The sequence below is a fragment of the Serratia sp. TSA_130.1 genome (assembly GCF_052691795.1).
The window spans coordinates 1,186,021-1,207,676 of record NZ_JBQZFS010000001.1; the positions used below are offsets into that span (position 1 = coordinate 1,186,021).

Below are 21,656 nucleotides of genomic sequence, written 5' to 3' on the forward strand. Positions count from 1 at the left end.
AACCTGATTAATACAGCGCTGTTTATCCTGGCGTGAACCGGCTGCACAGAGGGATCATGGCGGCCGGCCCGGCAGCGCGTTAGCTCGCGCGCGCCACCATGTCTATCGACAGCGGGATTTCGATATGCGGTTTAAAAGAGTCATACGCGAAGGAGACGTGGCCGTCTTCGACCGGTTTACGGGTGAAAAAGATCAGCATATCGCGGGTTGAATTCTTACGTTTGTCCTGCGCTTCCACCGGTGAGAGGCTGTGTTTGCGTTCATGGTCGACAATCAGCAGGGTATCGAGGAAATGCCGATGCTGTATTGCGCCCAAAATCCATTCCGGCCGGGCCCGATCGAATTTGATCCCGCTGGTTTCGCGCATATCGTGAATAAAGGTCTTGGCGCTGTCGTCGGTCATGTTGTCGCAGCCGAGGAAGGTCGTCATGGTGTGGTCGACGCCGTCGCTGTGCACGCCTTCCAGCGCCGGTTCGCCCAGCATCTGCGGCGTGGTGACGGTGCGCAGGTTGAACACCGTGCAGACGAACTTGTTGATCTCCTGATTAAGCCGGGGGCGCGGCGTCACGCTCACGCCATCGATCACGTAGGCTTTGAATTTCATCAGCGCCTGAAATGCCGTATTCAACTGCAGATCGTCGTTGATGCCGCGGAAATGGCGCACCTTTCCCGAATCGTAGCGGATGAAGTCTTCCTCGACCGAGAGCACGAAAGGCTGGAACTCCAGCCGCTCAATCCGGGCGCGATCGAAGTCGAAACAGAAACGGCCGTTTCTGGACTTGCGGAAAGGCAGCGTGGGATCGTCCGCCAGATTGGCGCTGACCTGCTGCAGCCTGGCGAAATCTTCCGGCCGCGCGCCCAGCGCCAGCAGGATTGCCTGCATGGTAGCGCCGGGGATAAAGGCTGAACGGTGTTCCTGGTATGCCTTCTTAACTTCATCAAGCAGAGATAACTGTCGCATTTCTCGGAGGCCTCACGAATGATGGGGCGGTTATAAAATCTTGCTGCCGATCTCCACGTCGAAATCGGGTTTCAGCAAGACGGTGCCTTGATCCCGGGTGACCGCGGCAAGAACCAGCACTTCGGATTTAAATCCGGCAACCCGCCTGGCGGGGAAATTAACGACGGAGATGACTTTTCTGCCAAGCAGATCATCTTCCTGATAGTTTTCGCATAATTGCGCCGAACTGTTTTTAATGCCAATTTCCTCGCCGAAATCAATGCGCAGCTTATAGGCGGGTTTTAACGCCTTGTCGTTATATTCCACGGAAATAATTTCGCCAATACGCATATCCAGTTTCATAAAATCAGTGATTTCGGCCATGAGTCAGTCCCGTTAATTAAATGGCTTCAGAAAGGCTAGCAAAGGGGAATTATCCCGACAATGTCGCCGATAGGGGAATATTTATACCTGATGTAGCAATTAATTTACATTATCGTAACGTAGCGCAATTAATTATAAGCTCGATGAATTATATGAAATTGAAACTTCATTATTCACCGGTAATTATGTGTGCCACCTGAACTTGGGCGTTCGCTCGGCACTGTTAAGCCCGTGTTAAATTGGTTAGTATGCCCTCATTCATCAACCGCATTCTTTCAGGTAGTGATATGGAAATAACCCCGCGTGAAAAACGCGATCGGCGAAAGGCATTTATCGCGCCGTTTTTCCTGATATTAATTTGGTCGACGGGTTTTATTGCCGCGCGTGCGGTGGCGGATCATGCCGATCCCAACCTTTTCCTGACCTTTCGCTTTTTGATCGCCGCCGCGGTATTCGCTTTGCTGGCATTGCATTGCGCCTGGCCCAAGGGGCGGCAGTTCGTGATGCACCTGCTGACCGGCATGTTGATGAATGGCGTTTATCTCGCTGCAAGCTGGTGGGCGGTGGCGAACGGCCTGGCGGCCGGGGTGATGTCGCTGATCGGCGGATTGCAGCCGTTGTTCACCGCGCTGATTTTCGCGTTGGTGCTGCGCAAATCGATAGGGTTACGCTCCTGGGCCGGGCTGGCGGTCGGTTTTATCGGCGTTGCGCTGGTGCTCTCCCCTCGACTGACCGGTATCGACGTCGGCAATATGGCGCTGTTGCCGATCCTGATGGGGTTTGGCAGCATCGTCGCGCTGACGATCGGCATCATGGTGCAGAAGTCTTCGCTGGCGGCGGCCGATCTGCGGGCGGCGGGCGCCATTCAGCACCTCGGCGCCGCGGTCGTGACCGGCGCGTTGGCGGCCGTGATGGGCTCCGGCGCCTGGGACAATTCGCCGACGCTGTGGTTCTCGCTGCTGTGGTCGGCCGGCGTGTTGTCGCTGGGCGGCACCGCGCTGTTTATCTGGATGGTGCGCCACGGCGATTTGACTCGCATTACCGCGCTGATGCTGCTGGTGCCGCCGGCGGCGGCGCTGCAGGCTTACGCGCTGTTTGGCGAGGCGCTGTCGCTGGTGCAGTTGGCGGGGTTTGCCCTGACCCTGCTGGGGGTCGCCATCGTACAGCGAATTCGCCTGCTGCGGCGTTCTCGCCTGGCCGAATAGTTTGCGACAGGAAGCGCCGTAAAGCCCGCGCTGCCGGGCTTTTTTATTGGCTGAAAAACGTCCAACCTCACAAAACCGAAAGATAACAAAGCAACGCCGTTGCCTCGTCACAGTTATTAACTATATGTTAATTTTTAGTTTATTAAATGTGATCAGGGGATGGATGATGATGATGAAAAAAATCAGCGCGACCGTAGCGACAATCACTTTGCTGGGCTCCGTTTCCGCCTATGCGGCCTTCCCGGCGGGCTACCCCGCCGACTACCAGAAACTGGTCGACGGCGCGAAGAAAGAAGGCAAGGTGGTGATTTACTCGACCACCGACACCAAGGCGGCGGCGCCGCTGATCCAGGGGTTCGAGGCGTTGTATCCGGGCATCAAGGTCGAATACAACGACATGAACAGCACCGAACTGTATAACCGCTTTATCAGCGAGCAGGCGGCCGGCGGCACCAGCGGCGACGTGGTGTGGAGTTCGTCGATGGACACCATTTTGAAACTGGCGGGCGATTACGCGCAGGAATACGCCTCTCCCGAGCAGGCTCAACTGCCGAAATGGGCGGTATGGCAAGATAAGGTGTATGGCACCACCTATGAGCCGGTGGTGTTCATCTATAACAAACGCTTGATCCCGCAGGGCGATGTGCCGGATTCGCACACGGCGTTGGCCAAGCTGATCGCCAGCCAGACGGACAAATTCAAGAAGAAAGTCACCACTTACGACATCGAAAAATCCGGCGTCGGCTTCATGCTGTCGGTGCAGGACTTCAAGGCCGATCCCAACTACTTCAAAACGCTGGCCGACGTGGCCAAGGGCGGGCTGGCGGTGCAATCCTCAACCGGCACCATGATGGAACGCGTTTCCTCCGGTGAAAACCTGATCGGCTTCAACATCCTCGGTTCGTACGCCGAGGCCCGCGCCAAGAGCGATCCGTCGCTTGGCATCGTCTATCCGAAAGACTATACCCTGGTGCTGTCGCGCGTGAGCTTCATCAGCAAAGAAGCCGGTCACCCTAACGCCGCCAAGCTGTGGTTCGACTACGTGCTGTCGGAGAAAGGGCAAAATATTCTCGCCAATCAGGCTGATATCCCTTCGATCCGCAACGATGTCGAAGGCAAGAACGACATCGACGGCATGACCAAGCTGCTGGGCAACGCGCTCAAGCCGATCCCGGTCGACGACAGCCTGCTGGAGTATCTGCAGCCGGCCAAGCGTCTCGACTACATCAAACAATGGCGCGCCGCCGCGGCGAAATAACAGGGACTGCATTCGGACGCGCGCCTGACGTACAGGCGCGCGCCCTTTGGTCGTCGTTTACAACCATAGGGAGCATTTATGCAAGCATGGCGCAGAAAGTGGCAGAGCCTGCCGCGCGGCCTGGTGGTGTTGATAACCGCGCTGGTTATCTATGTCCCCCTGTCATTTATCATCATTCAAAGCTTCCTCTCGGCTCCGTTTTTCTCTCCCTCCAAGGTCTTCAGCCTGGAGGCCTTCGAGTTCATCTTTACCGATCCGGATTTCTACAAGGCGCTGAGAAGCGGCTTTATTCTGGCATTCGGCCTGGTGATCATCGCTATCCCGCTCGGCGGCATTTTGGCCTTCCTGATGGTGCGCACCGATCTGCCGGGGCGGCGGCTCATCGAACCGCTGATTTTGGTGCCGATCTTCGTGTCGCCGATGGTGCTGGGCTTCGGTTACGTGGTGGCGGCGGGGCCGGTGGGCTTCTTCTCGCTGTGGGCGGAGGCGCTGCTGGGCTTCGTGCCGTGGAACATCTATTCGATGGCCAGCATCGTGGTTATCGCCGGGTTGACGCACGTGCCCCACGCCTACCTGTACATCTCCTCGGCGCTGCGCAGCGTGGGCTCCGACGTTGAAGAAGCGGCGCGCACCGCCGGCGCTACGCCGCTGCAGGTGATGACCGCCGTCAGCCTGCCGATGGTGCGGCCGTCTATCCTGTACGCCGGGGTTCTGCTGTTCTTCCTCGGGCTGGAGGTGTTCGGCCTGATGCTGGTGTTGGGCGATCCGGAAGGCAACCTGGTGCTGGCGACCTACCTGTATCAGTTGACCAACAAGCTGGGCACGCCGTCTTACCACCTGATGGCGGCGGTAGCGGTGGTGCTGATCTGCATCACCATTCCGTTGGTGATGCTGCAGCGCAGGCTGATGCGTACCGCCAACCGTTTCGTCACCGTCAAGGGCAAAGCCTCGCAGGCGCGCGCGTTGCCGCTGGGCAAATGGCGCTGGGTGGCCGGCGCGGTGGTGATGTTCTGGCTGACCGTGACCATCGGCGTGCCGCTGATCGGCGTGGTGCTGCGCGCCTTTATCTCCAACTGGGGCGTGGGCGTGTCTGTCTGGGACGAACTGTCGATCAACACCTTCCGCACCATCTGGGCGCAGCCCAACCTGCTGCGCGCCATCGTCAACTCGATGGCGATCGGGGTGATCGGCGGGGCGCTGGCGGTCGCGTGCTATCTGTTTATCGGCATCGCGATGCACCGCAAGCCGGACGGCGCCACGCGCTTCCTCGACTACAGCGTGCTGGTGCCGCGCGCGGTGCCGGGGCTGCTGGCCGGTTTGGCGTTCCTGTGGGTGTTCCTGTTCCTGCCGATGTGGCTGGATAAATCGCTCAAGGAAGGCTGGCTGTCCGTGCTGCCGATGGCCGAATGGCTGCGCGAGAACGTGATCGTCTGGCTGCGTTCGCTGCGCAGCACCATCTTCAGCGTCTGGCTGGCCTACACCGTGGTGTGGATGGCCTATGGCCTGCGGCTGATCTCTTCCACGCTGCTGCAGGTAGGGCCGGAACTGGAGGAAGCCGCGCGCAGCGCCGGCGCCAGCCGCGGCCAGATCACCCGACACGTTACCATTCCGCTGTCGCGCTACGGCCTGATCGGCTCCTGGCTGCTGATGTTCCTGATCTTTGAACGCGAATATTCCACCGGGGTGTATCTGCTGTCTCCGGGCACGGAAACCATCGGCTCGATGCTGGTTTCCCTGTGGGCCGCGGGCGCCATCGATATCGTCGCCGCGCTGTCGTTCATCAATATCCTGCTGGTGGTGCTGGGGCTGGGGATCGCCTTGCGCTTTGGAGTGAAATTACATGATTGAACTTTCGGTAGAGAACCTGCATTTGACCTATGGCGACAACCCGGTGCTGAAAGGGGTGTCGATGGATCTGAAACGGGGCGAAGTGGTCTCGCTGCTGGGCCCGTCGGGCAGCGGCAAAACCACGTTGCTGCGGGCGGTGGCCGGGCTGGAGAAGCCGAGCCAGGGGCGGATCGTCATCGGCGACAGCGCGGTTTACAACGGTAGCGCGCGCAGCGAAATTCCCGCCGAAGAGCGCAACCTGGGGCTGGTGTTTCAGTCCTACGCCCTGTGGCCGCATAAAACGGTGTTTGAGAACGTCGCTTATCCGCTGAAGCTGCGTAAGACCGCCTCGGCGGAAATCGCCCAACGGGTACAGGCGGTGCTGGATCAGCTCGGGCTGGGGCATTTGGCCAAGCGCCATCCGCACCAGCTCTCCGGCGGCCAGCAACAGCGGGTAGCGATCGGCCGTGCGCTGGTCTACAACCCGCCGGTGATCCTGCTGGATGAGCCGCTGTCCAACCTCGACGCCAAGCTGCGCGAAGAAGCGCGGGTATTTCTGCGCGAGCTGATCATCAAGCTCGGTCTGTCGGCGCTGATGGTGACCCACGATCAGAACGAGGCGATGGCCATTTCCGATCGCATCCTGCTGCTCAATAACGGCAAAATCGAACAGCAGGGCACGCCGCAGGAGATGTACGGTTCGCCCGCCACGCTGTTCACCGCCGAATTCATGGGCAGCAACAACCGGTTGCCTGGCAAGATCGTGGCGCTGGAAGATGGCCGGGCGCGCATCGAAGGTAAGGATTGGGCGCTGTGGGGCAAAGCGGGCGAAGGCGTGCAGGTCGGGCAGGAGGGCACGGCGGTGATCCGCGTGGAGCGCGTGCGGTTGGGTGAAGATCCACAGGGTAATCAGCTTGAGCTGCCGTTGCTGACCAGCATGTATCTCGGCGATCGCTGGGAATACCTGTTCCGCACCGTGGCCGAAGATTTCGTGGTACGCGCCTATGGCCACGAGGCGCGCGATCGGGCGCTGTGCCGGCTCTCCCTGCCGGCCGAGCATCTGTGGATATTCCCGAAAGCTTAACCAGGACGCCCGCCGTTGCGGGCGCTCCTTTTACAAATCCAGCACCAGCCGGCTGCCTTTGGCGCGCGAGCAGCAGATCAACAGGGTCTGCTGCGCCGCGCGTTCTTCCTCGCTGAGATACTGATCGCGGTGATCGGCTTCCCCTTCGACGATGCGGGTTTCGCAGGTGCCGCAAATGCCTTCGCGGCACAGGCACTCGACCTTGGCCGCCTTGCTGTTTTCCAGCGCCTGCAGGATGGTCATGTCTTCCGCCACTTCAAGCTCAATACCTGAGCGGGCCAGCACCAGCGTAAAGGCACCGCCCGCCGTGTCTTCGGCGGCGAAGGCTTCGCTGTGCAAGCGACCGGGGGCGATGCCCCGTTCGGCGGCGATCCGGTAAACCGCTTCGTTCAGCGCCGCCGGGCCGCAGACGTAGATATGGGCACCGGGTTCCACATCGGCCAGCGTGCGCGCCAGATCCAACCGGCCGCCAAGGCTGGAGACATGGCAACTGACGTTGTCTGCGAACGGCGCTTGCATCAGCTGCTGCTGGAAGGCGTTGTGCTCTTCACTGTGGAAGCAGTAGTGCAGATGGTAGCGTTGGCCGCTGCGTTGCAGCTCATGCAGATGGGCCATAAACGGCGTGATGCCTATGCCGCCGGCGATCAGCACGTGATGTTGCGCTTCCGGCGCCAGCGCGAACAGGTTATTCGGGGTGCTGATGGTCAGCGTATCGCCGACCGCCAACCGGTCATGCATGAAGTCGGAACCGCCTTTGGAAGGAGACTCGCGCCGAACGGCGATCTGGTAATGCTCGAGTTCAAACGGTGAGCTGAGCAGCGAATAGGCGTTGCTGTAGCGCTGCTCGCCGTCCTGCATTTGCACGATGATGTGGCTGCCGCCGCTGAAGGCGGGCAGCGGCCGGCCTTGCGGATCCGCCAGGGTAAAGCGCTTGACCCGTGCGGTGACGGTTTCGATGTCGACGACGCGGACATCAAGCATCTGATAGCTGGTCATTCATTGGCTCCAAAGCGCGGGCGTCCCCGCGCATGAAAAAGTTATACCGCCTGGCACAGGTATTTGAGCTCCAGATAGTCTTCGATGCCGTATTCGGAGCCTTCACGCCCCAGCCCCGACTGTTTCACCCCGCCGAACGGCGCCACCTCGTTGGAGATAAGCCCGGTATTGATGCCGACCATGCCGTACTCCAGCCGTTCCGAAACGCGCCAGATGCGCGCCGCATCACGGGTGTAGAAGTAAGCGGCCAAGCCGTAAATGGTGTCGTTGGCCTGGCGGATCGCCTCGGCTTCGTCATCGAATATCACCAGCGGCGCGACCGGGCCGAAGATCTCTTCTTCCAGCAGCAGCGAGCCGGGCTGCACGTCGCCCAGCACCGTCGGGGTGAAGAAATTGCCGCCCAGCGCGTGCGGCGTGGCGCCGGTCAGCACCTGAGCGCCTTTGCTCAGTGCGTCATCGAGCAGCTCCAACACCTTATCGCGCGCCTTGCGATTGATCAGAGGGCCAATCTGTACGCCGGCTTCGAAGCCGTTGCCGACCTGCAGTGCCGCCACGCGGGCGACAAACTTCTCGGCGAACTGCGGGTAAACGCCGCGCTGAACGTAGAACCGGTTGACGCAGACGCAGGTCTGCCCGGCGTTGCGATACTTGGCGATCAGCGCGCCTTCCACCGCGGCATCGATGTCCGCATCGTCAAATACGATGAACGGCGCGTTGCCGCCCAGCTCCAGCGACACTTTCTTGATGGTGTCCGCGCTCTGGCGCATCAGCAGCCTGCCCACCGGTGTGGAGCCGGTAAAGCTGAGTTTGCGCACCTGCGGGTGGCGAGTCAGCTCGGCGCCGATCGCCTGCGAATTGCCGGTCACCACGTTGAACACCCCGGCGGGAATGCCGGCGCGTTCTGCCAGCTCGGCCATCGCCAGCGCCGAATAAGGGGTTTCGTTGGCGGGTTTGACCACCAGCGTACAGCCGGCCGCCAGCGCCGGCGCAGCCTTGCGGGTGATCATCGCCGCCGGGAAGTTCCAGGGCGTGATCGCCGCGCACACGCCGATGCCCTGTTTCAGCACCATCAGGCGTTTATCGCTGCTCGGCGAAGGAATGATGTCGCCGTTGGCGCGCTTGGCCTGTTCGGCGAACCATTCGATAAAGGAGGCGGCGTAGCGGATCTCACCCAGCGATTCCGCCAGCGGTTTGCCTTGCTCCAGCGTCATCAGGTTGGCCAGATCCTGCTGGTGTTCCAGCATCAGTTCAAACCAGCGCCGCAGCAGCTGCGCGCGCTGTTGCGCCGGCAGCGCGCGCCAGCCTTCCAGCGCCTGCTGGGCGGCGTCGATCGCCCGTTGGGTTTCGGCCGTCGCCATGTTGGGCACGCTGCCGATGAGTTGGCCGGTGGCGGGATCGCTCACCGGCAGGGTTTCCTGGTTGTCGGCGTCGCGCCATTGGCCGTTGATATATGCCTGTTGGCGGAATAGCGCCCGATCGGAAATTTTCACAAGAACCTCACAAGTCAGGGGAAAGGGGCCCGCGGGCCCCGTCGCATCAAGGTTGATAAACCTGCGCCAGCAGGTTGTGGAAGTGGGCGATGCCGTGTTCGCTGACGCCGCTGCCGGCGCCGTCGGCCATGATGCGCCCCTGGCCGCGATAGCCGCGCGACTTCAGGCCTTTTTGCACGCTTTCCACCAGCCGCAAATCTTCCGGGCGGAACACGTCGCGGTACCAGTCGATCAGTTTGAGCTGTTCGTCGCTCAAATCGGTGTTGGTGAAGTAGATGTCGTAGTGCTGCAGGGTGGTTTCCGCATCGACCGGGAACTCATAGATCACCGTCATCATGCCTTCCAGCGGCGGCATGTTGAACATGGTGCACGGCCACAGCCAGATGCCGTGGAAGCTGGATTCTTTGCCCTCTTCAAACTTGAACGACTGCTCGGAAGGGCGGGCGTAGCCGAACTGCAGCGTCCAGTTGCCGTGCAGGGTGTGCCAGTAGCGATCGACCTGCACCGAGTCGGCGAAACCGGGATGCGCCGGGCCGCAGTGGTAGCACTCGAGGTAGTTGTCGACGATGTTCTTCCAGTTGGCCGGGGTGCGGGTGACGAAACGCGCCGCCAGCTTGAGATCGTCGACCTGCGGGCAGGCTTCGCGCACTTTGGCGCCGAGGCCCGGCAGTTGGTCTTCCACCGTGCCGGCCTGCGAGTCCAGATTGACGTAAATAAACCCGGCGTACTCTTCGACCCGCACCGGCACCAGGTGCGAGTTTTCTTTATCGAAGTTCTGCACGTTTTCACAGTTGCGCGCGTGCGCCAGCTCGCCGTCCAGCTTGAACGCCCAGGCGTGATAAGGGCAGGTGATGACGTTTTTCGCCCGGCCGTCGCCCGCCAGCAGTTGGTGGCCGCGGTGCGGGCAGACGTTGTAAAAGGCGCGCAGCACGTTATCGCGGCCGCGCACCACCAGAATGTTTTCACCGATGATCTCGCGGGTGATGTAGTCGTTCGGTTGGGCAAGCTCGCTGCGGTGCGCCACGCAGATCCAACTGGTGGCGAACACCTGCTCTTTTTCGTGCTCGAACGCCGCCTGGTGGGTGTAGAACCGGGCCGGTATGGTGTAGGCCTCGCGTGCGTCGGCGCAGAAATCTTTCGGTAAGGTAAATTCAGGGATCAGAGTGCTCATAAGTTAACCTTCCTCTTTTCTTATTGTCATTTCGCCATAGGGCGCGGTTGATACGACGATGGAGCGGAGAGTTCGCCGGCCGGCGGCGCTTCGGGCAGCGTTGGCGGGCTGCTTTCGATCAGGTGCGCCGGGATGGCCGCGTAGTCCTGCTTCAGCCAGCGGGCGAAACCGTAGGTTTTCACCAGCAGCACCAGCAGGAACGGCAGTGCGGTCAGGATCACCGTGGTTTTCATGGTGTCCAGCGAGGCGCCGGTAAACAGGATCGACAGCGGGATCAGGGTGATCACCACGCACCAGAACAGGCGCAGCATCGGGCTGGGATCTTGCCCCTCCTGCAGGTTGCGGGTGCTGGTGGCGGCCATGGTGTAGGCCACGGCGTCCATGTGCGAGGCCAGGAAAATGATCATGATGAACAGATAGGCGGCGAGGAACAGCTTGCCGAGCGGCAGCGCCGTCAGCAGCATCTGCACGGCGGTTTCGCCGCCCTGGGTGCTGAGGATCTCCGGCACGTTGAGCTGCCCGCTGATGAACTGGTGCATGGCGTAGCTTTCCAGCGAGCCGAAGAAGAACCAGCAGCCGAGGGTGCTGCCGAGCAACAGCGCCCAGATCACCTCTTTAATCTTGCGGCCGCGCGAGACGCGGGTGACGAACATCGCCACGCCCGGAGTATAGGAGATCCACCACAGCCAGTAGAACACCGTCCAGCTGCGGCTGAAGCTGCCGTCGCCCATCGGATCGGTGAACAGACTCATCTGCAGGAAATTTTGCGCCGTCAGGCCGATGGCGTTGATGGTGTTGTTGATGGTGAACTCGGTGGGGCCGACCAGCAGCACCAACCCGGCGAAAGCGAATGCGCCCCAGCCGACCATTTTGCTCAGGCGCTGCATGCCACCGTCGATGCCGATGTAGGAGCTGAGGCAGAAAATCACCGCCGCCAGCAGGATCACCGTCGCCTGCACCGCGAAGTTGTCCGGGATGCCGGTCAGCGCCGTCAGCCCGCGGGTAAAGGTGGAGGCGGTCAGCACCAGCGAAATGGTGAGGGCGCCGACGGTGGCGACCAGGAAAATCAGGTCCACCATCCGCCCGATCGGGCCGTTGGCGCGCACGCCGGTGATGGCGGAAATGATCCCCGACAGGCTGAGCCCTTTGTTCTTACGCACGTGGAAGTGGTAGGCCATGATCAGCGAGGCGAGGGCATAGGTTGCCCAAGCGCTCAGGCCCCAGTGGAAGAAGGAGTAGCTGATGCTGTATTCCAGCGCCTTCGGGGTGCGCGGCGCGATGTTCAGCCCCGGCGTCTGGTAGTAATACGCCCACTCCATTACCCCCCAATACAGGGTGGACGAGCCGAGGCCGGCGCAGATGAACATGAACAGCCAGGCCAGCGTGGAGTATTGCGGTTTGCCTTCGCCGAGGCGGATGTTGCCGTATTTGCTCAACGCCAGATACAGCACCACCAGCAGGGCGATCAGCACCAGGATTTGAATGGTTGAACCGAACAGCCGGGTGACGCCGTTGAAAATGGTGTTGGCGATAAGCGCGGATTGAGCCGGAAAGAGCATCAGGCAAATGGCGATCAGCGCAATGCTGCACAGGCTGATGGCGATGAGCGTGACATCCTTTTTGGGATTGCTCTGCATGGGAGTGAACTCCTGTTATCGGTGGTGGGCCGGTGCGCAAAGCGTAGGGTGCGCCCGGGCCTTATTGGCTTGAACCATTTGTTTTGTTACACCGCGAGGAGCAAACCGCCCGGTGGGTCGCTACCGGGAATATTCACTCTTCATTAACATTTTCGAGTGTGCACAAATTACAGGAGGGCCACAATTGGGGCATCTGTAAAAGGATAAAACACAGTATGTAAACAATTTGTTGTGATCTTGACCGGGGTATTGGCGTGCCTTCTGCGGTGGTTTTCAACGGATTTGCGGCAGCGATCGAAGCGGAAAAACGGACGTGGCAAAGCAGGGCGCGGAAGGGCGCCCTGCGCGGGAAAATCTGCGGCGTTCAGCGTTGCAGCAGGGCGGCGATCGCCTGGCCGACTTGCTGGGTGGAGGCGTCGCCGCGCATGTCCGGCGTGCGCGGCCCGTCGGCGATAATGCGCTCAATCGCCTGCAGGATGCCGTCGTGCGCCTGGCGGTAGCGGGCATCGCCGTCGCCGAGGAAGTCCAGCATCATCGCGCCGCTCCAGATCATGGCGATCGGGTTGGCGATGTTTTTGCCGAAAATGTCCGGCGCCGAGCCGTGCACCGGCTCGAACAGCGACGGGAAGTTGCGCTCCGGGTTCAGGTTGGCCGAGGGGGCGATGCCGATGGTGCCGGTGCAGGCCGGGCCGAGATCCGACAAAATATCGCCGAACAGGTTGGAGGCGACCACCACGTCGAAGCGTTCGGGGTTCAGCACGAAACGCGCGCACAGAATATCGATGTGCTGTTTGTCCCAGGCGATATCAGGGTATTGGCGCGCCATCTCCGCCACGCGCTCATCCCAGTACGGCATGCTGATGGCCATGCCGTTGGACTTGGTGGCGGCGGTCAGGCGTTTGCGCGGGCGCTGTTGCGCCAGCTCAAAGGCGTACTTCAGGATGCGATCCACGCCCTGACGGGTGAAGACCGATTCCTGGATCACCATCTCGCGTTCGGTGCCTTCGAACATCCGTCCGCCGAGCGAGGAGTATTCCCCTTCGGTATTTTCGCGCACCACGTAGAAATCGATATCGCCCGGCTGCTTGTTCGCCAGCGGGCAGGGCACACCGGGAAACAGCCGCACCGGACGCAGGTTGACGTACTGTTCGAAGTCGCGCCGGAATTTCAGCAGAGAACCCCACAGCGAGATATGATCGGGCACCGTGTCCGGCCAACCGACGGCGCCGAAATAGATGGCGTCGAAGCCTTTCAGTTGCTCGAACCAGTCGTCCGGCATCATCTGGCCGTGGTGCTGGTAGTAGTCGCAGCTGGCCCACTCGAAGGTGGCGAATTCCAGCGACAGATCCCAGCGCGCCGCCGCCGCCTGCAATACTCGTATGCCTTCCGGCAACACTTCCCGCCCGATCCCGTCCCCGGGGATGGCGGCAATCTTGTAAGTTTTGCTCATACAGAGGTCTCATTTGTAGGTAGGGGAGATTGACAACACTGTTATCCTATAATTGACTAACTGTTAATCAATCCTGAAAACGGTGAAACATAAAACACGAATCATGAACAATATGCCGATCCTGAGTGACCTGCGGGTGTTCGTGCTGGTGGCGCGCCGCGCCGGGTTTGCCGCCGCCGCCGAAGAGTTGGGCGTTTCGCCGGCCTTTATCAGCAAGCGCATCGCGCTGTTGGAGAAGACGCTGGACGTGTCGTTGCTGCACCGCACCACGCGGCGGGTGGCGATCACCGAAGACGGCGAGCGCATCTACGAATGGGCGCAGCGCATTCTCAACGATGTCGATCAGATGATGGACGAGCTGTCCGAAGTGCGCCAGGCGCCGCAGGGCATGCTGCGAGTGGTCAGCAGCTTCGGCTTTGGCCGGCGTTTCGTCGCGCCGGCGCTGTCGGCGCTGGCGCGGCAGTATCCGCAGCTGGAACTGCGGCTCGACGTTTCCGATCGGCTGGTGGATCTGGTCAGCGAAGGTTTCGATCTGGATATCCGCATCGGCGACGATATCGCCCCCAATCTTATTGCGCGCAAGCTGGCGGACAACCAGCGCATACTGTGCGCTTCGCCGGCGTACCTGCAGCGCCACGGGGCGCCGAAAAACCCGGCGGAGCTGGCGGGCCGTTCCTGTCTGGTGATCAAAGAACGCGATCATCCGTTCGGGCTGTGGCGGCTGCAGGGGCCGAGCGGTGAAGAAACGGTAAAGGTGACGGGCGCGCTGGCGTCGAACCACGGCGAAATCGTGCATCAGTGGTGCCTGGACGGGCAGGGCGTCGCGCTGCGTTCCGCCTGGGACGTGAAAGAGAACATCGACAGCGGCCGACTGGTGCACATCCTGCCGGAGTATTATCAGCCGGCCAATATCTGGGCGGTGTACGTTTCCCGGCTGGCAACGTCGGCGAAAGTGCGGGTGACCGTCGAATTTCTGCGCGACTATTTTTGTGAGCACTACGGCGAAACGGTGCCGGCGAGTGAAAATCCGTCGCGGTCTTAAGGCCAAAAATGTGCGCCAGATCATCTTATGCTCGTAAAATTCCCATCCGTTACCTGAGGAACTGTCGCACGTGTTCCTTTTGCCAAAACTTTGGTTTATGCTCAGCTGAAGCGTTTCAGTTGAAGCACTCTTCGACAGAAATGCCGATGTGACGGCGGTGAAAAACCGCTGAAGCGCGGGAATAATGCAAACTCGGCGATTCACAGCGGGCGGTACGATCCACTACTCTATGCGGGTTAGTGAGACAACCAGTCAGCGCCGGGCGGCGCCGGTGAGTCAACCCGGCGTGGACGGCCCTTTTTTCAGGAGCAGCATGACCATCCGCATAGCGATAAACGGCTTTGGCCGCATCGGCCGCAGCGTATTGCGCGCACTGTACGAATCGGGCCGACGGGCGGAAATCTCCGTGGTGGCGATCAATGAGCTGGCGAACGCCGAAGGCATGGCCCATCTGCTGAAGTACGACTCCAGCCATGGCCGCTTCGCCTGGGATGTGCGGCAAGAGTGCGACACGCTGAGCGTCGGAGACGACGCGATTCGCCTGTTGCACCAACCGGCGGTGGAGCAGTTGCCCTGGGGCGAACTGGGCGTCGACGTGGTGCTGGACTGCAGCGGCGTGTACGGCAGCCGGGCGGATGGCGAGGCCCATCTGGCGGCGGGGGCGAAGAAAGTGCTGTTCGCCCATCCGGGCGGCAACGATCTGGACGCCACCATCGTGTTCGGCGTCAACCATCAGACGCTGCTGGCGGAACATCGCATCGTGTCCAACGCCTCGTGCACCACCAACTGCATTATTCCGGTGATCAAGCTGCTGGACGACGCCTACAGCATCGAGTCCGGCACCGTGACCACCATTCACTCGGCGATGAACGATCAGCCGGTGATCGACGCGTATCACGCGGATTTGCGGCGCACCCGCGCGGCGAGCCAGTCGATCATTCCGGTCGATACCAAGCTGGCCGCGGGCATCACCCGCATCTTCCCGCAGTTTTGCGATCGCTTCGAGGCTATCTCGGTGCGCGTGCCGACCATCAACGTGACGGCTATCGATCTTAGCGTCAGCGTGAGCGCCGCAGTGAAGGTGGCGGAGGTCAACCAGCTGTTGCAAAAGGCCGCACGGGAATCATTTCGTGGTATAGTTGACTACACGGAATTACCATTGGTCTCGATCGATTTTAACCATGACCCGCACAGCGCTATCGTCGACGGTACGCAGACCCGGGTCAGCGGGCAGCACCTGATAAAGACCTTGGTCTGGTGCGACAATGAATGGGGCTTTGCCAATCGGATGTTGGATACAACACGGGCAATGGCCGCCAGCGGTTTCTAGTACGGCGGCGCCGGCGTGATTGGCGCGCTGCTCAGGCAATTTTATAGAGATTCAATAAAGAGGGTTCACCATGTCTGTAATTAAGATGACCGATCTGGATCTGGCGGGTAAACGCGTACTGATCCGCTCCGATCTGAACGTGCCGGTAAAAGACGGTAAAGTGACTTCCGACGCGCGTATCCGCGCTTCCCTGCCGACTATCGAAGCTGCGCTGAAGCAAGGCGCCCGCGTGATGGTAACCTCCCACCTGGGTCGTCCTACCGAAGGCGAGTACAACGAAGAATTCTCCCTGCTGCCTGTGGTCAACTACCTGAAAGATCAACTGAAATCCCCAGTGCGTCTGGCGAAGGATTATCTGGATGGCGTCGACGTCGCCGAAGGTGAACTGGTGGTGCTGGAAAACGTCCGTTTCAACAAGGGCGAGAAGAAAGACGACGAAACCCTGTCCAAGAAATACGCGGCGCTGTGCGACGTGTACGTGATGGACGCGTTCGGCACCGCGCACCGCGCGCAGGCTTCCACCCACGGCGTGGGCAAGTTCGCGCCTGTCGCCTGTGCCGGCCCGCTGCTGTCCGCCGAGCTGGAAGCGCTGGGCAAAGCCCTGGGTAACCCGGCCCGTCCGATGGTCGCCATCGTGGGCGGTTCTAAAGTCTCCACCAAACTGACCGTGCTGGATTCCCTGTCCAAAATCGCCGATCAGCTGATCGTCGGCGGCGGCATTGCCAACACCTTCGTGGCGGCGCAGGGCAACAACGTGGGCCAGTCCCTGTACGAACCGGATCTGATCCCGAACGCGCAGAAACTGCTGGAAACCTGCGACATTCCGGTGCCGACCGACGTGCGCGTGGCGACCGAGTTCTCTGAGACCGCGACCGCGACCGTGAAGCAGGCCAACGAGATCCAGGACAACGAGCAAATTCTGGATATGGGCGACGTCTCTGCCGAGCGTCTGGCCGTTATCCTGAAGAACGCCAAAACCATTCTGTGGAATGGCCCGGTTGGCGTATTCGAGTTCCCTAACTTCCGTAAGGGCACCGAAATTGTCGCCCGCGCGATCGCCGATAGCGACGCTTTCTCTATCGCTGGCGGCGGCGACACTCTGGCAGCCATCGATCTGTTCGGTATCGCTGACAAAATCTCCTACATCTCCACCGGCGGTGGCGCATTCCTGGAATTCGTTGAAGGGAAACCGCTGCCTGCAGTCGTGATGCTGGAAGAGCGCGCTAAGCAGTAATTCAGACAACGGGAGGCGAAAGCCGCCCGTTTGTTTTATACCGCGCGGCAAATGCTGCGCGGCGTGAAAACATCGATTTACATCCATCTACGGCCGACGAAACAGGACAAAGTAACATGTCTAAAATTTTTGATTTCGTAAAACCGGGTGTCATCACGGGTGATGACGTTCAGAAAGTCTTCGCAGTTGCTAAAGAGAACAACTTTGCGCTGCCAGCGGTAAACTGCGTGGGTACCGACTCCATCAACGCAGTGCTGGAAGCCGCGGCTAAAGTGCGCGCGCCGGTCATCGTTCAGTTCTCCAACGGCGGCGCCGCATTCATCGCCGGCAAAGGCGTGAAGACCGATGTGCCTCAGGGCGCAGCGATTCTGGGCGCTATCTCCGGCGCACACCACGTTCACCAGATGGCTGAACACTACGGCGTGCCGGTGATCCTGCACACCGACCACTGCGCGAAGAAACTGCTGCCATGGCTGGACGGCCTGCTGGACGCCGGCGAGAAACACTTCGCCGCTACCGGCAAACCGCTGTTCTCTTCCCACATGATCGATCTGTCTGAAGAGTCTCTGGAAGAAAACATCGAGATCTGCAGCGCCTACCTGAAGCGCATGGCCAAAATCGGCATGACGCTGGAAATCGAACTGGGCTGCACCGGCGGTGAAGAAGATGGCGTGGACAACAGCCATATGGACGCTTCCGCTCTGTACACCCAGCCGGAAGACGTGGCTTACGCGTACGAAAAACTGAACGCCATCAGCCCGCGCTTCACCATCGCTGCATCGTTCGGTAACGTGCACGGCGTGTACAAGCCAGGCAACGTTAAGCTGACTCCAACCATCCTGCGCGATTCTCAGGATTACGTGTCCAAGAAATTCAACCTGCCGCACAACAGCCTGAACTTCGTGTTCCACGGCGGTTCCGGTTCTACCGATGCAGAGATCAAAGAGTCTGTGGGTTACGGTGTGATCAAGATGAACATCGACACCGACACCCAATGGGCGACCTGGGACGGCATCCTGCAGTACTACAAAGCGAACGAAGCTTACCTGCAGGGCCAGCTGGGCAACCCGAAAGGCGCCGATCAGCCTAACAAGAAATACTACGATCCACGCGTATGGCTGCGCGCAGCGCAAACCAGCATGGTGACGCGTCTGGAGCAGGCCTTCAAAGATCTGAACGCGGTAGACGTTCTGTAATCTTCGGCACCTGTTGCATGATGTACAAGGCTCCCTGCGGGGAGCCTTTTTGTTTATGGCAAGCCTGATGCGTGGCTTGGCTTGCCGTAGGCAAAATATAAAAAATAAGGAAAATCAATTTATTGATTTTCGACTGATGATCACAAAGGAGGAAAAACCACGTTTTTTCCTCCTTTGTTTGCAATTTAAAGGCTCCCTGCGGGGAGCCTTTTTCGTTTTCAGCCCAACAGGCCGGCGCCGACGTTGATGGACAGGCCCAGGATCAGCATGTTGAACGCGAAGGAGATCACCGACTGCAGAAGGGTGATCTTGCGCACCTCTGCCGCGCCGACCGCCACATCGGCGGTTTGCGACGCGACCGCGATGGTGAAGGAGAAGTAGGCGAAATCCAGATAGGTGGGATCGGCGAGATTGCCGGGGAACAGCAGCGGCAAAGGATCCTGCTGTGCGCCCTGGCGATAAAACTGATGAGCATAGTGCATGGTGAAGGCGGTCGGCAGAAGCAGCCAGGAGACCGCCAGCGTGGCGCCGGTCAGGAGCAAATGCAGCGTTTTCAGAGAGCCGACCACCTGTTTGGCGCTGCTCAATTCAAACAGGATCGCCAGTAAGCTGACCAGGCAGCCGAGGCTGACTAACGCCAGCACCATGCTGGCGCTTTCGTCCTGCCGCCGGGCGATTTGGCGAATGTGCTGCGGCGTGCTGACCAGCATCAGCCGCCAGAGAAACAGCAGGTAGAGCCAGGCCAGCGTATTCCAGCCGATCATCAAGCGTTGCAGCAGCGAGAGCTGGGCGGGCAGCAGCAGAAAGCACAGCAGCCCGGCGCCGACGGAAAACAGCAGCCTGGGCCGCACTTGCCAATAGTGTTTGAGCGAAGAGCGAATGTGCATGAAGAACGGATCCCTTGTCGTGAAATGGCCAACGCGCTGTTCTCAGCATAGAAGAAGCGGCGGGCAGTTTCGGCTATTTTTAATGCTGATGGTTGGCATGAGCCTTTAATGTTGGTTACCCTTAGGCGTGGTTTCCTACTGGCCGCCGAGGCCAGTGTATTTTTGCGAGTTTCTCCCGTTAGGGACTGAGTTAGGACGACACGAATGAAAGATTTGAATGTAGTAGACGGCATCAACGGTGCCGGCGACTGGTTGGTGAAGAATCAGGATCTGTTGATCCAGTACGCGGTGAATATCGTCGCCGCCATCGTTATCCTGATCATCGGTTCGATCGTGGCCCGCGTGGTCGGCAATGCGCTGAACCGCGTGATGAAGCTGCGCGGCATCGACGCCACGGTGGCCGACTTCCTGTCGGCGATCGTGCGTTACGGCGTGCTGGCGTTCACCTTCATCGCCGTGCTGGGGCGCGTCGGCGTGCAGACAACCTCGGTGATCGCGGTGCTGGGTGCCGCCGGTTTGGCCGTCGGCCTGGCGCTGCAAGGCTCGCTGTCCAACTTCGCCGCCGGCGTGCTGCTGGTGATCTTCCGTCCGCTGCGCGTGGGTGAATATGTCGATCTGGGCGGCGTGGCCGGTACCGTCGATCAGGTGCAGATTTTCTCCACCACCCTGCGCACCGCCGACAACAAAACCATCGTGGTGCCGAACGGTAAAATCATCGCCGGCAACATCATCAACTACTCCCGCGAACCGAACCGCCGCGTGGATATCGTGGTGGGCGTGGCCTACAACGCCGATATCGACGTGGTGAAGAAGGTGCTGGGCGACGTGATCGCCGCCGACAAACGCATCATGCACGCCAAAGGCGTGACCGTGCGTCTGAACGAGATGGCGCCGTCCTCGCTGAACTTCGTGACCCGTTCCTGGACCACCAATGCGGAATACTGGAACGTGTACTTCGATCTGATGGAAAACTTCAAGCGCGCGCTGGATGCCCACAACATCGGCATTCCGTTCCCGCAGATGGATGTGCACCTGTATCGCACCGAAGACGCTTCCGCCAAGGCGGAATAACAGAGAAGGGGGCCTTGCCCCCTTTTTTATTGCTATTTTCCCCGTATTAGCCAGGCAGCCATTCAATCTGTCTCCGCTGTATCGATATTGGCGCCAAGCCGATATGCGCCTTCGGAAATTGCGGCCTATGACAAGTAGATGCGGGCGTAATAACGAGAAGCTCAATAAGTCGCGGTAAAAACGACTTTTCGTTGTTACTGTTTCCTTCTCTGATACCATAGCTTTCTTGTGGATTGTCGATAGGAAAGGGATGAAATGAAAAGGGCTGTTATTGCCGCATTATTGAGCGTCTTGATCTCTGGATGTGGGCCAAAAGCATTGTCGCCTGAACAAATACAGCAAGTAGACGATTTAAAGTCAGAGCTGGTGAGTACGGATGCCGAGATTGAAAACGCAGCTAAACAGCAGGACACGTTAAACGGCGGCTTGATTAAATCTCTGGTGATGGCGCGACTGGAAATTCTGAAAACGAACAAGGCGCTTATTCAGCAACGAATCAATGCGATCGAGTCTGGATCAAAGGTTGAGATTGTCACGAACCAGACCGCGCCGGATCTGAAGCTGGCGGAAAAGCTCACCGCCGAATTGGCAATGCTGACTCGGGAAATATCGACCGCTAAACAAGAGGCTGCACAATACGATGGTGGTCTGGTGGGGTCGATAAAAAAGGCAACGATAGCCACTCAAGAGCAAAGTCTGGCGATGTTGCAGCAAAAATTGCTGTCGGCGAAATATGGCCTGGCCGTTCCGACGATAGCCCATCATGCAACATCAACCGCTTCAAAATCCAATCAGCGGGAAGAACCGGTGGCGAAAGACGCGTTGCTTCCGCCCGGCATTGGGCCGTTTGGACTGCAAATGGGGTTGACGAAAAAGAACGTCGAGGACATGACAGGCGTTACCTTAACGGCAATACCGAATCGTCTTAATATTTATACTACGGAGGTCGTCCCCAAAACGTATTACGCCTTTGAAACCTACATTTTGCTCATCTCTCCCAAGGTTGGTTTATGCCGAATTCGCGCGCTTAGCGGTGATATCAATACAGACAGTTATGGGGTGGAGTTAAAGTCCAGGGTGAAGGACATTGCTAAATCATTGACCGCTAATTATGGCAAAGGAAATGCTACTGATTTGCTGTTGCCGGGGTCGTTATGGAAAGAACCTGGTGATTGGATGATGGGGCTGCTTAAAAAAGAACGCTATTTCGGTATTGACTGGGAAGAGAAAAAAGATAAACCGTTCAAGAACGATTTGCAGGGGATTATGCTTGAAGCGACCGCCGTCAATAGTGGGGTTGGGAGCGTTTATCTGCAATATGATTTTAAAAATGTCGATGAGTGCATAAAGGAAGCCAATGACAAGGAAAACAGTGCACTATAGCGGCAAGCGCTTTTGAAAAATAACCGATAGGTTAAGGGTTTCTCATGAGAGGCCGAGATGCTACCGATGGC

18 protein-coding genes are annotated in these 21,656 nt (G+C 59.2%); 10 read left to right on the forward strand and 8 right to left on the reverse strand.

Annotation, left to right across the window (positions count from 1 at the left end; all coding sequences use genetic code 11):
* Nucleotides 1-79 precede the first annotated feature (79 nt).
* Nucleotides 80-961 carry a 2OG-Fe dioxygenase family protein gene (locus ACUTQY_RS05560; RefSeq protein WP_028127702.1) on the reverse strand — a complete coding sequence of 294 codons (882 nt, stop codon included), beginning with the start codon at nt 959-961 and terminating at the stop codon, nt 80-82.
* Nucleotides 962-991: 30 nt separating this feature from the next.
* Nucleotides 992-1,324 carry a tRNA-binding protein gene (locus tag ACUTQY_RS05565; RefSeq protein WP_004931561.1) on the reverse strand — a complete coding sequence of 111 codons (333 nt, stop codon included), beginning with the start codon at nt 1,322-1,324 and terminating at the stop codon, nt 992-994.
* Between the two features lie 287 nt (nt 1,325-1,611).
* Between ACUTQY_RS05565 and ACUTQY_RS05570 the strand changes: the two genes are divergently transcribed.
* The 4 genes from ACUTQY_RS05570 (at nt 1,612) to ACUTQY_RS05585 (ending at nt 6,698) form a co-directional block, all read left to right on the forward strand.
* Entirely contained in the window at nt 1,612-2,529 is a 918-nt protein-coding gene (locus ACUTQY_RS05570; protein WP_046687773.1) for a DMT family transporter, read from the forward strand.
* 169 nt (nt 2,530-2,698) lie between these two features.
* Nucleotides 2,699-3,787 carry an ABC transporter substrate-binding protein gene (locus ACUTQY_RS05575; RefSeq protein ID WP_046688539.1) on the forward strand — a complete coding sequence of 363 codons (1,089 nt, stop codon included), beginning with the start codon at nt 2,699-2,701 and terminating at the stop codon, nt 3,785-3,787.
* A 78-nt stretch (nt 3,788-3,865) separates the two neighbouring features.
* Entirely contained in the window at nt 3,866-5,635 is a 1,770-nt protein-coding gene (locus tag ACUTQY_RS05580; RefSeq protein ID WP_046687772.1) for an ABC transporter permease, read from the forward strand.
* The gene (locus tag ACUTQY_RS05585) at nt 5,628-6,698 is read left to right on the forward strand and encodes an ABC transporter ATP-binding protein (protein ID WP_033652192.1); all 1,071 of its coding nucleotides are present in this window, start codon (nt 5,628-5,630) and stop codon (nt 6,696-6,698) included. Before ACUTQY_RS05580 ends, ACUTQY_RS05585 begins: the two co-directional genes overlap by 8 nt.
* 30 nt (nt 6,699-6,728) lie before the next feature.
* Here ACUTQY_RS05585 and ACUTQY_RS05590 read toward each other — a convergent pair whose 3' ends face one another.
* From ACUTQY_RS05590 to ACUTQY_RS05610, 5 genes are all read right to left on the reverse strand, one after another.
* Nucleotides 6,729-7,694, reverse strand: coding sequence for a PDR/VanB family oxidoreductase (locus ACUTQY_RS05590; RefSeq protein WP_046687771.1), 966 nt, complete (start codon nt 7,692-7,694; stop codon nt 6,729-6,731).
* Between the two features lie 41 nt (nt 7,695-7,735).
* Nucleotides 7,736-9,184 (reverse strand): NAD-dependent succinate-semialdehyde dehydrogenase, encoded by a 1,449-nt coding sequence (locus ACUTQY_RS05595; RefSeq protein ID WP_033644731.1) that lies wholly within the window; start codon nt 9,182-9,184, stop codon nt 7,736-7,738.
* 46 nt (nt 9,185-9,230) lie between these two features.
* Nucleotides 9,231-10,355, reverse strand: coding sequence for an aromatic ring-hydroxylating oxygenase subunit alpha (locus tag ACUTQY_RS05600; protein WP_033644732.1), 1,125 nt, complete (start codon nt 10,353-10,355; stop codon nt 9,231-9,233).
* A gap of 26 nt (nt 10,356-10,381) precedes the next feature.
* Entirely contained in the window at nt 10,382-11,992 is a 1,611-nt protein-coding gene (locus ACUTQY_RS05605; RefSeq protein ID WP_046687770.1) for a BCCT family transporter, read from the reverse strand.
* Nucleotides 11,993-12,356: 364 nt separating this feature from the next.
* Nucleotides 12,357-13,442, reverse strand: a complete 1,086-nt coding sequence (locus tag ACUTQY_RS05610; RefSeq protein ID WP_033652189.1) for a tartrate dehydrogenase — start codon at nt 13,440-13,442, stop codon at nt 12,357-12,359.
* 82 nt (nt 13,443-13,524) lie between these two features.
* On the opposite strand from ACUTQY_RS05610, the gene ACUTQY_RS05615 reads away from it, so the two are divergent.
* The 4 genes from ACUTQY_RS05615 (at nt 13,525) to fbaA (ending at nt 18,244) form a co-directional block, all read left to right on the forward strand.
* Nucleotides 13,525-14,484, forward strand: coding sequence for a LysR substrate-binding domain-containing protein (locus tag ACUTQY_RS05615; protein WP_273866173.1), 960 nt, complete (start codon nt 13,525-13,527; stop codon nt 14,482-14,484).
* A gap of 313 nt (nt 14,485-14,797) precedes the next feature.
* Nucleotides 14,798-15,814, forward strand: coding sequence for an erythrose-4-phosphate dehydrogenase (gene epd, locus ACUTQY_RS05620; RefSeq protein WP_004931582.1), 1,017 nt, complete (start codon nt 14,798-14,800; stop codon nt 15,812-15,814).
* A 70-nt stretch (nt 15,815-15,884) separates the two neighbouring features.
* Nucleotides 15,885-17,048 carry a phosphoglycerate kinase gene (gene pgk / locus ACUTQY_RS05625; RefSeq protein ID WP_046687768.1) on the forward strand — a complete coding sequence of 388 codons (1,164 nt, stop codon included), beginning with the start codon at nt 15,885-15,887 and terminating at the stop codon, nt 17,046-17,048.
* 116 nt (nt 17,049-17,164) lie between these two features.
* Nucleotides 17,165-18,244, forward strand: coding sequence for a class II fructose-bisphosphate aldolase (fbaA, locus tag ACUTQY_RS05630; protein WP_025304179.1), 1,080 nt, complete (start codon nt 17,165-17,167; stop codon nt 18,242-18,244).
* Between the two features lie 218 nt (nt 18,245-18,462).
* Here fbaA and ACUTQY_RS05635 read toward each other — a convergent pair whose 3' ends face one another.
* Nucleotides 18,463-19,131, reverse strand: coding sequence for a DUF1345 domain-containing protein (locus ACUTQY_RS05635; RefSeq protein ID WP_046687767.1), 669 nt, complete (start codon nt 19,129-19,131; stop codon nt 18,463-18,465).
* Nucleotides 19,132-19,335: 204 nt separating this feature from the next.
* On the opposite strand from ACUTQY_RS05635, the gene mscS reads away from it, so the two are divergent.
* Nucleotides 19,336-20,202, forward strand: a complete 867-nt coding sequence (mscS, locus tag ACUTQY_RS05640; RefSeq protein WP_015378992.1) for a small-conductance mechanosensitive channel MscS — start codon at nt 19,336-19,338, stop codon at nt 20,200-20,202.
* Between the two features lie 255 nt (nt 20,203-20,457).
* The gene (locus ACUTQY_RS05645; RefSeq protein ID WP_033644738.1) at nt 20,458-21,585 is read left to right on the forward strand and encodes a hypothetical protein; all 1,128 of its coding nucleotides are present in this window, start codon (nt 20,458-20,460) and stop codon (nt 21,583-21,585) included.
* Nucleotides 21,586-21,656 lie beyond the last annotated feature (71 nt).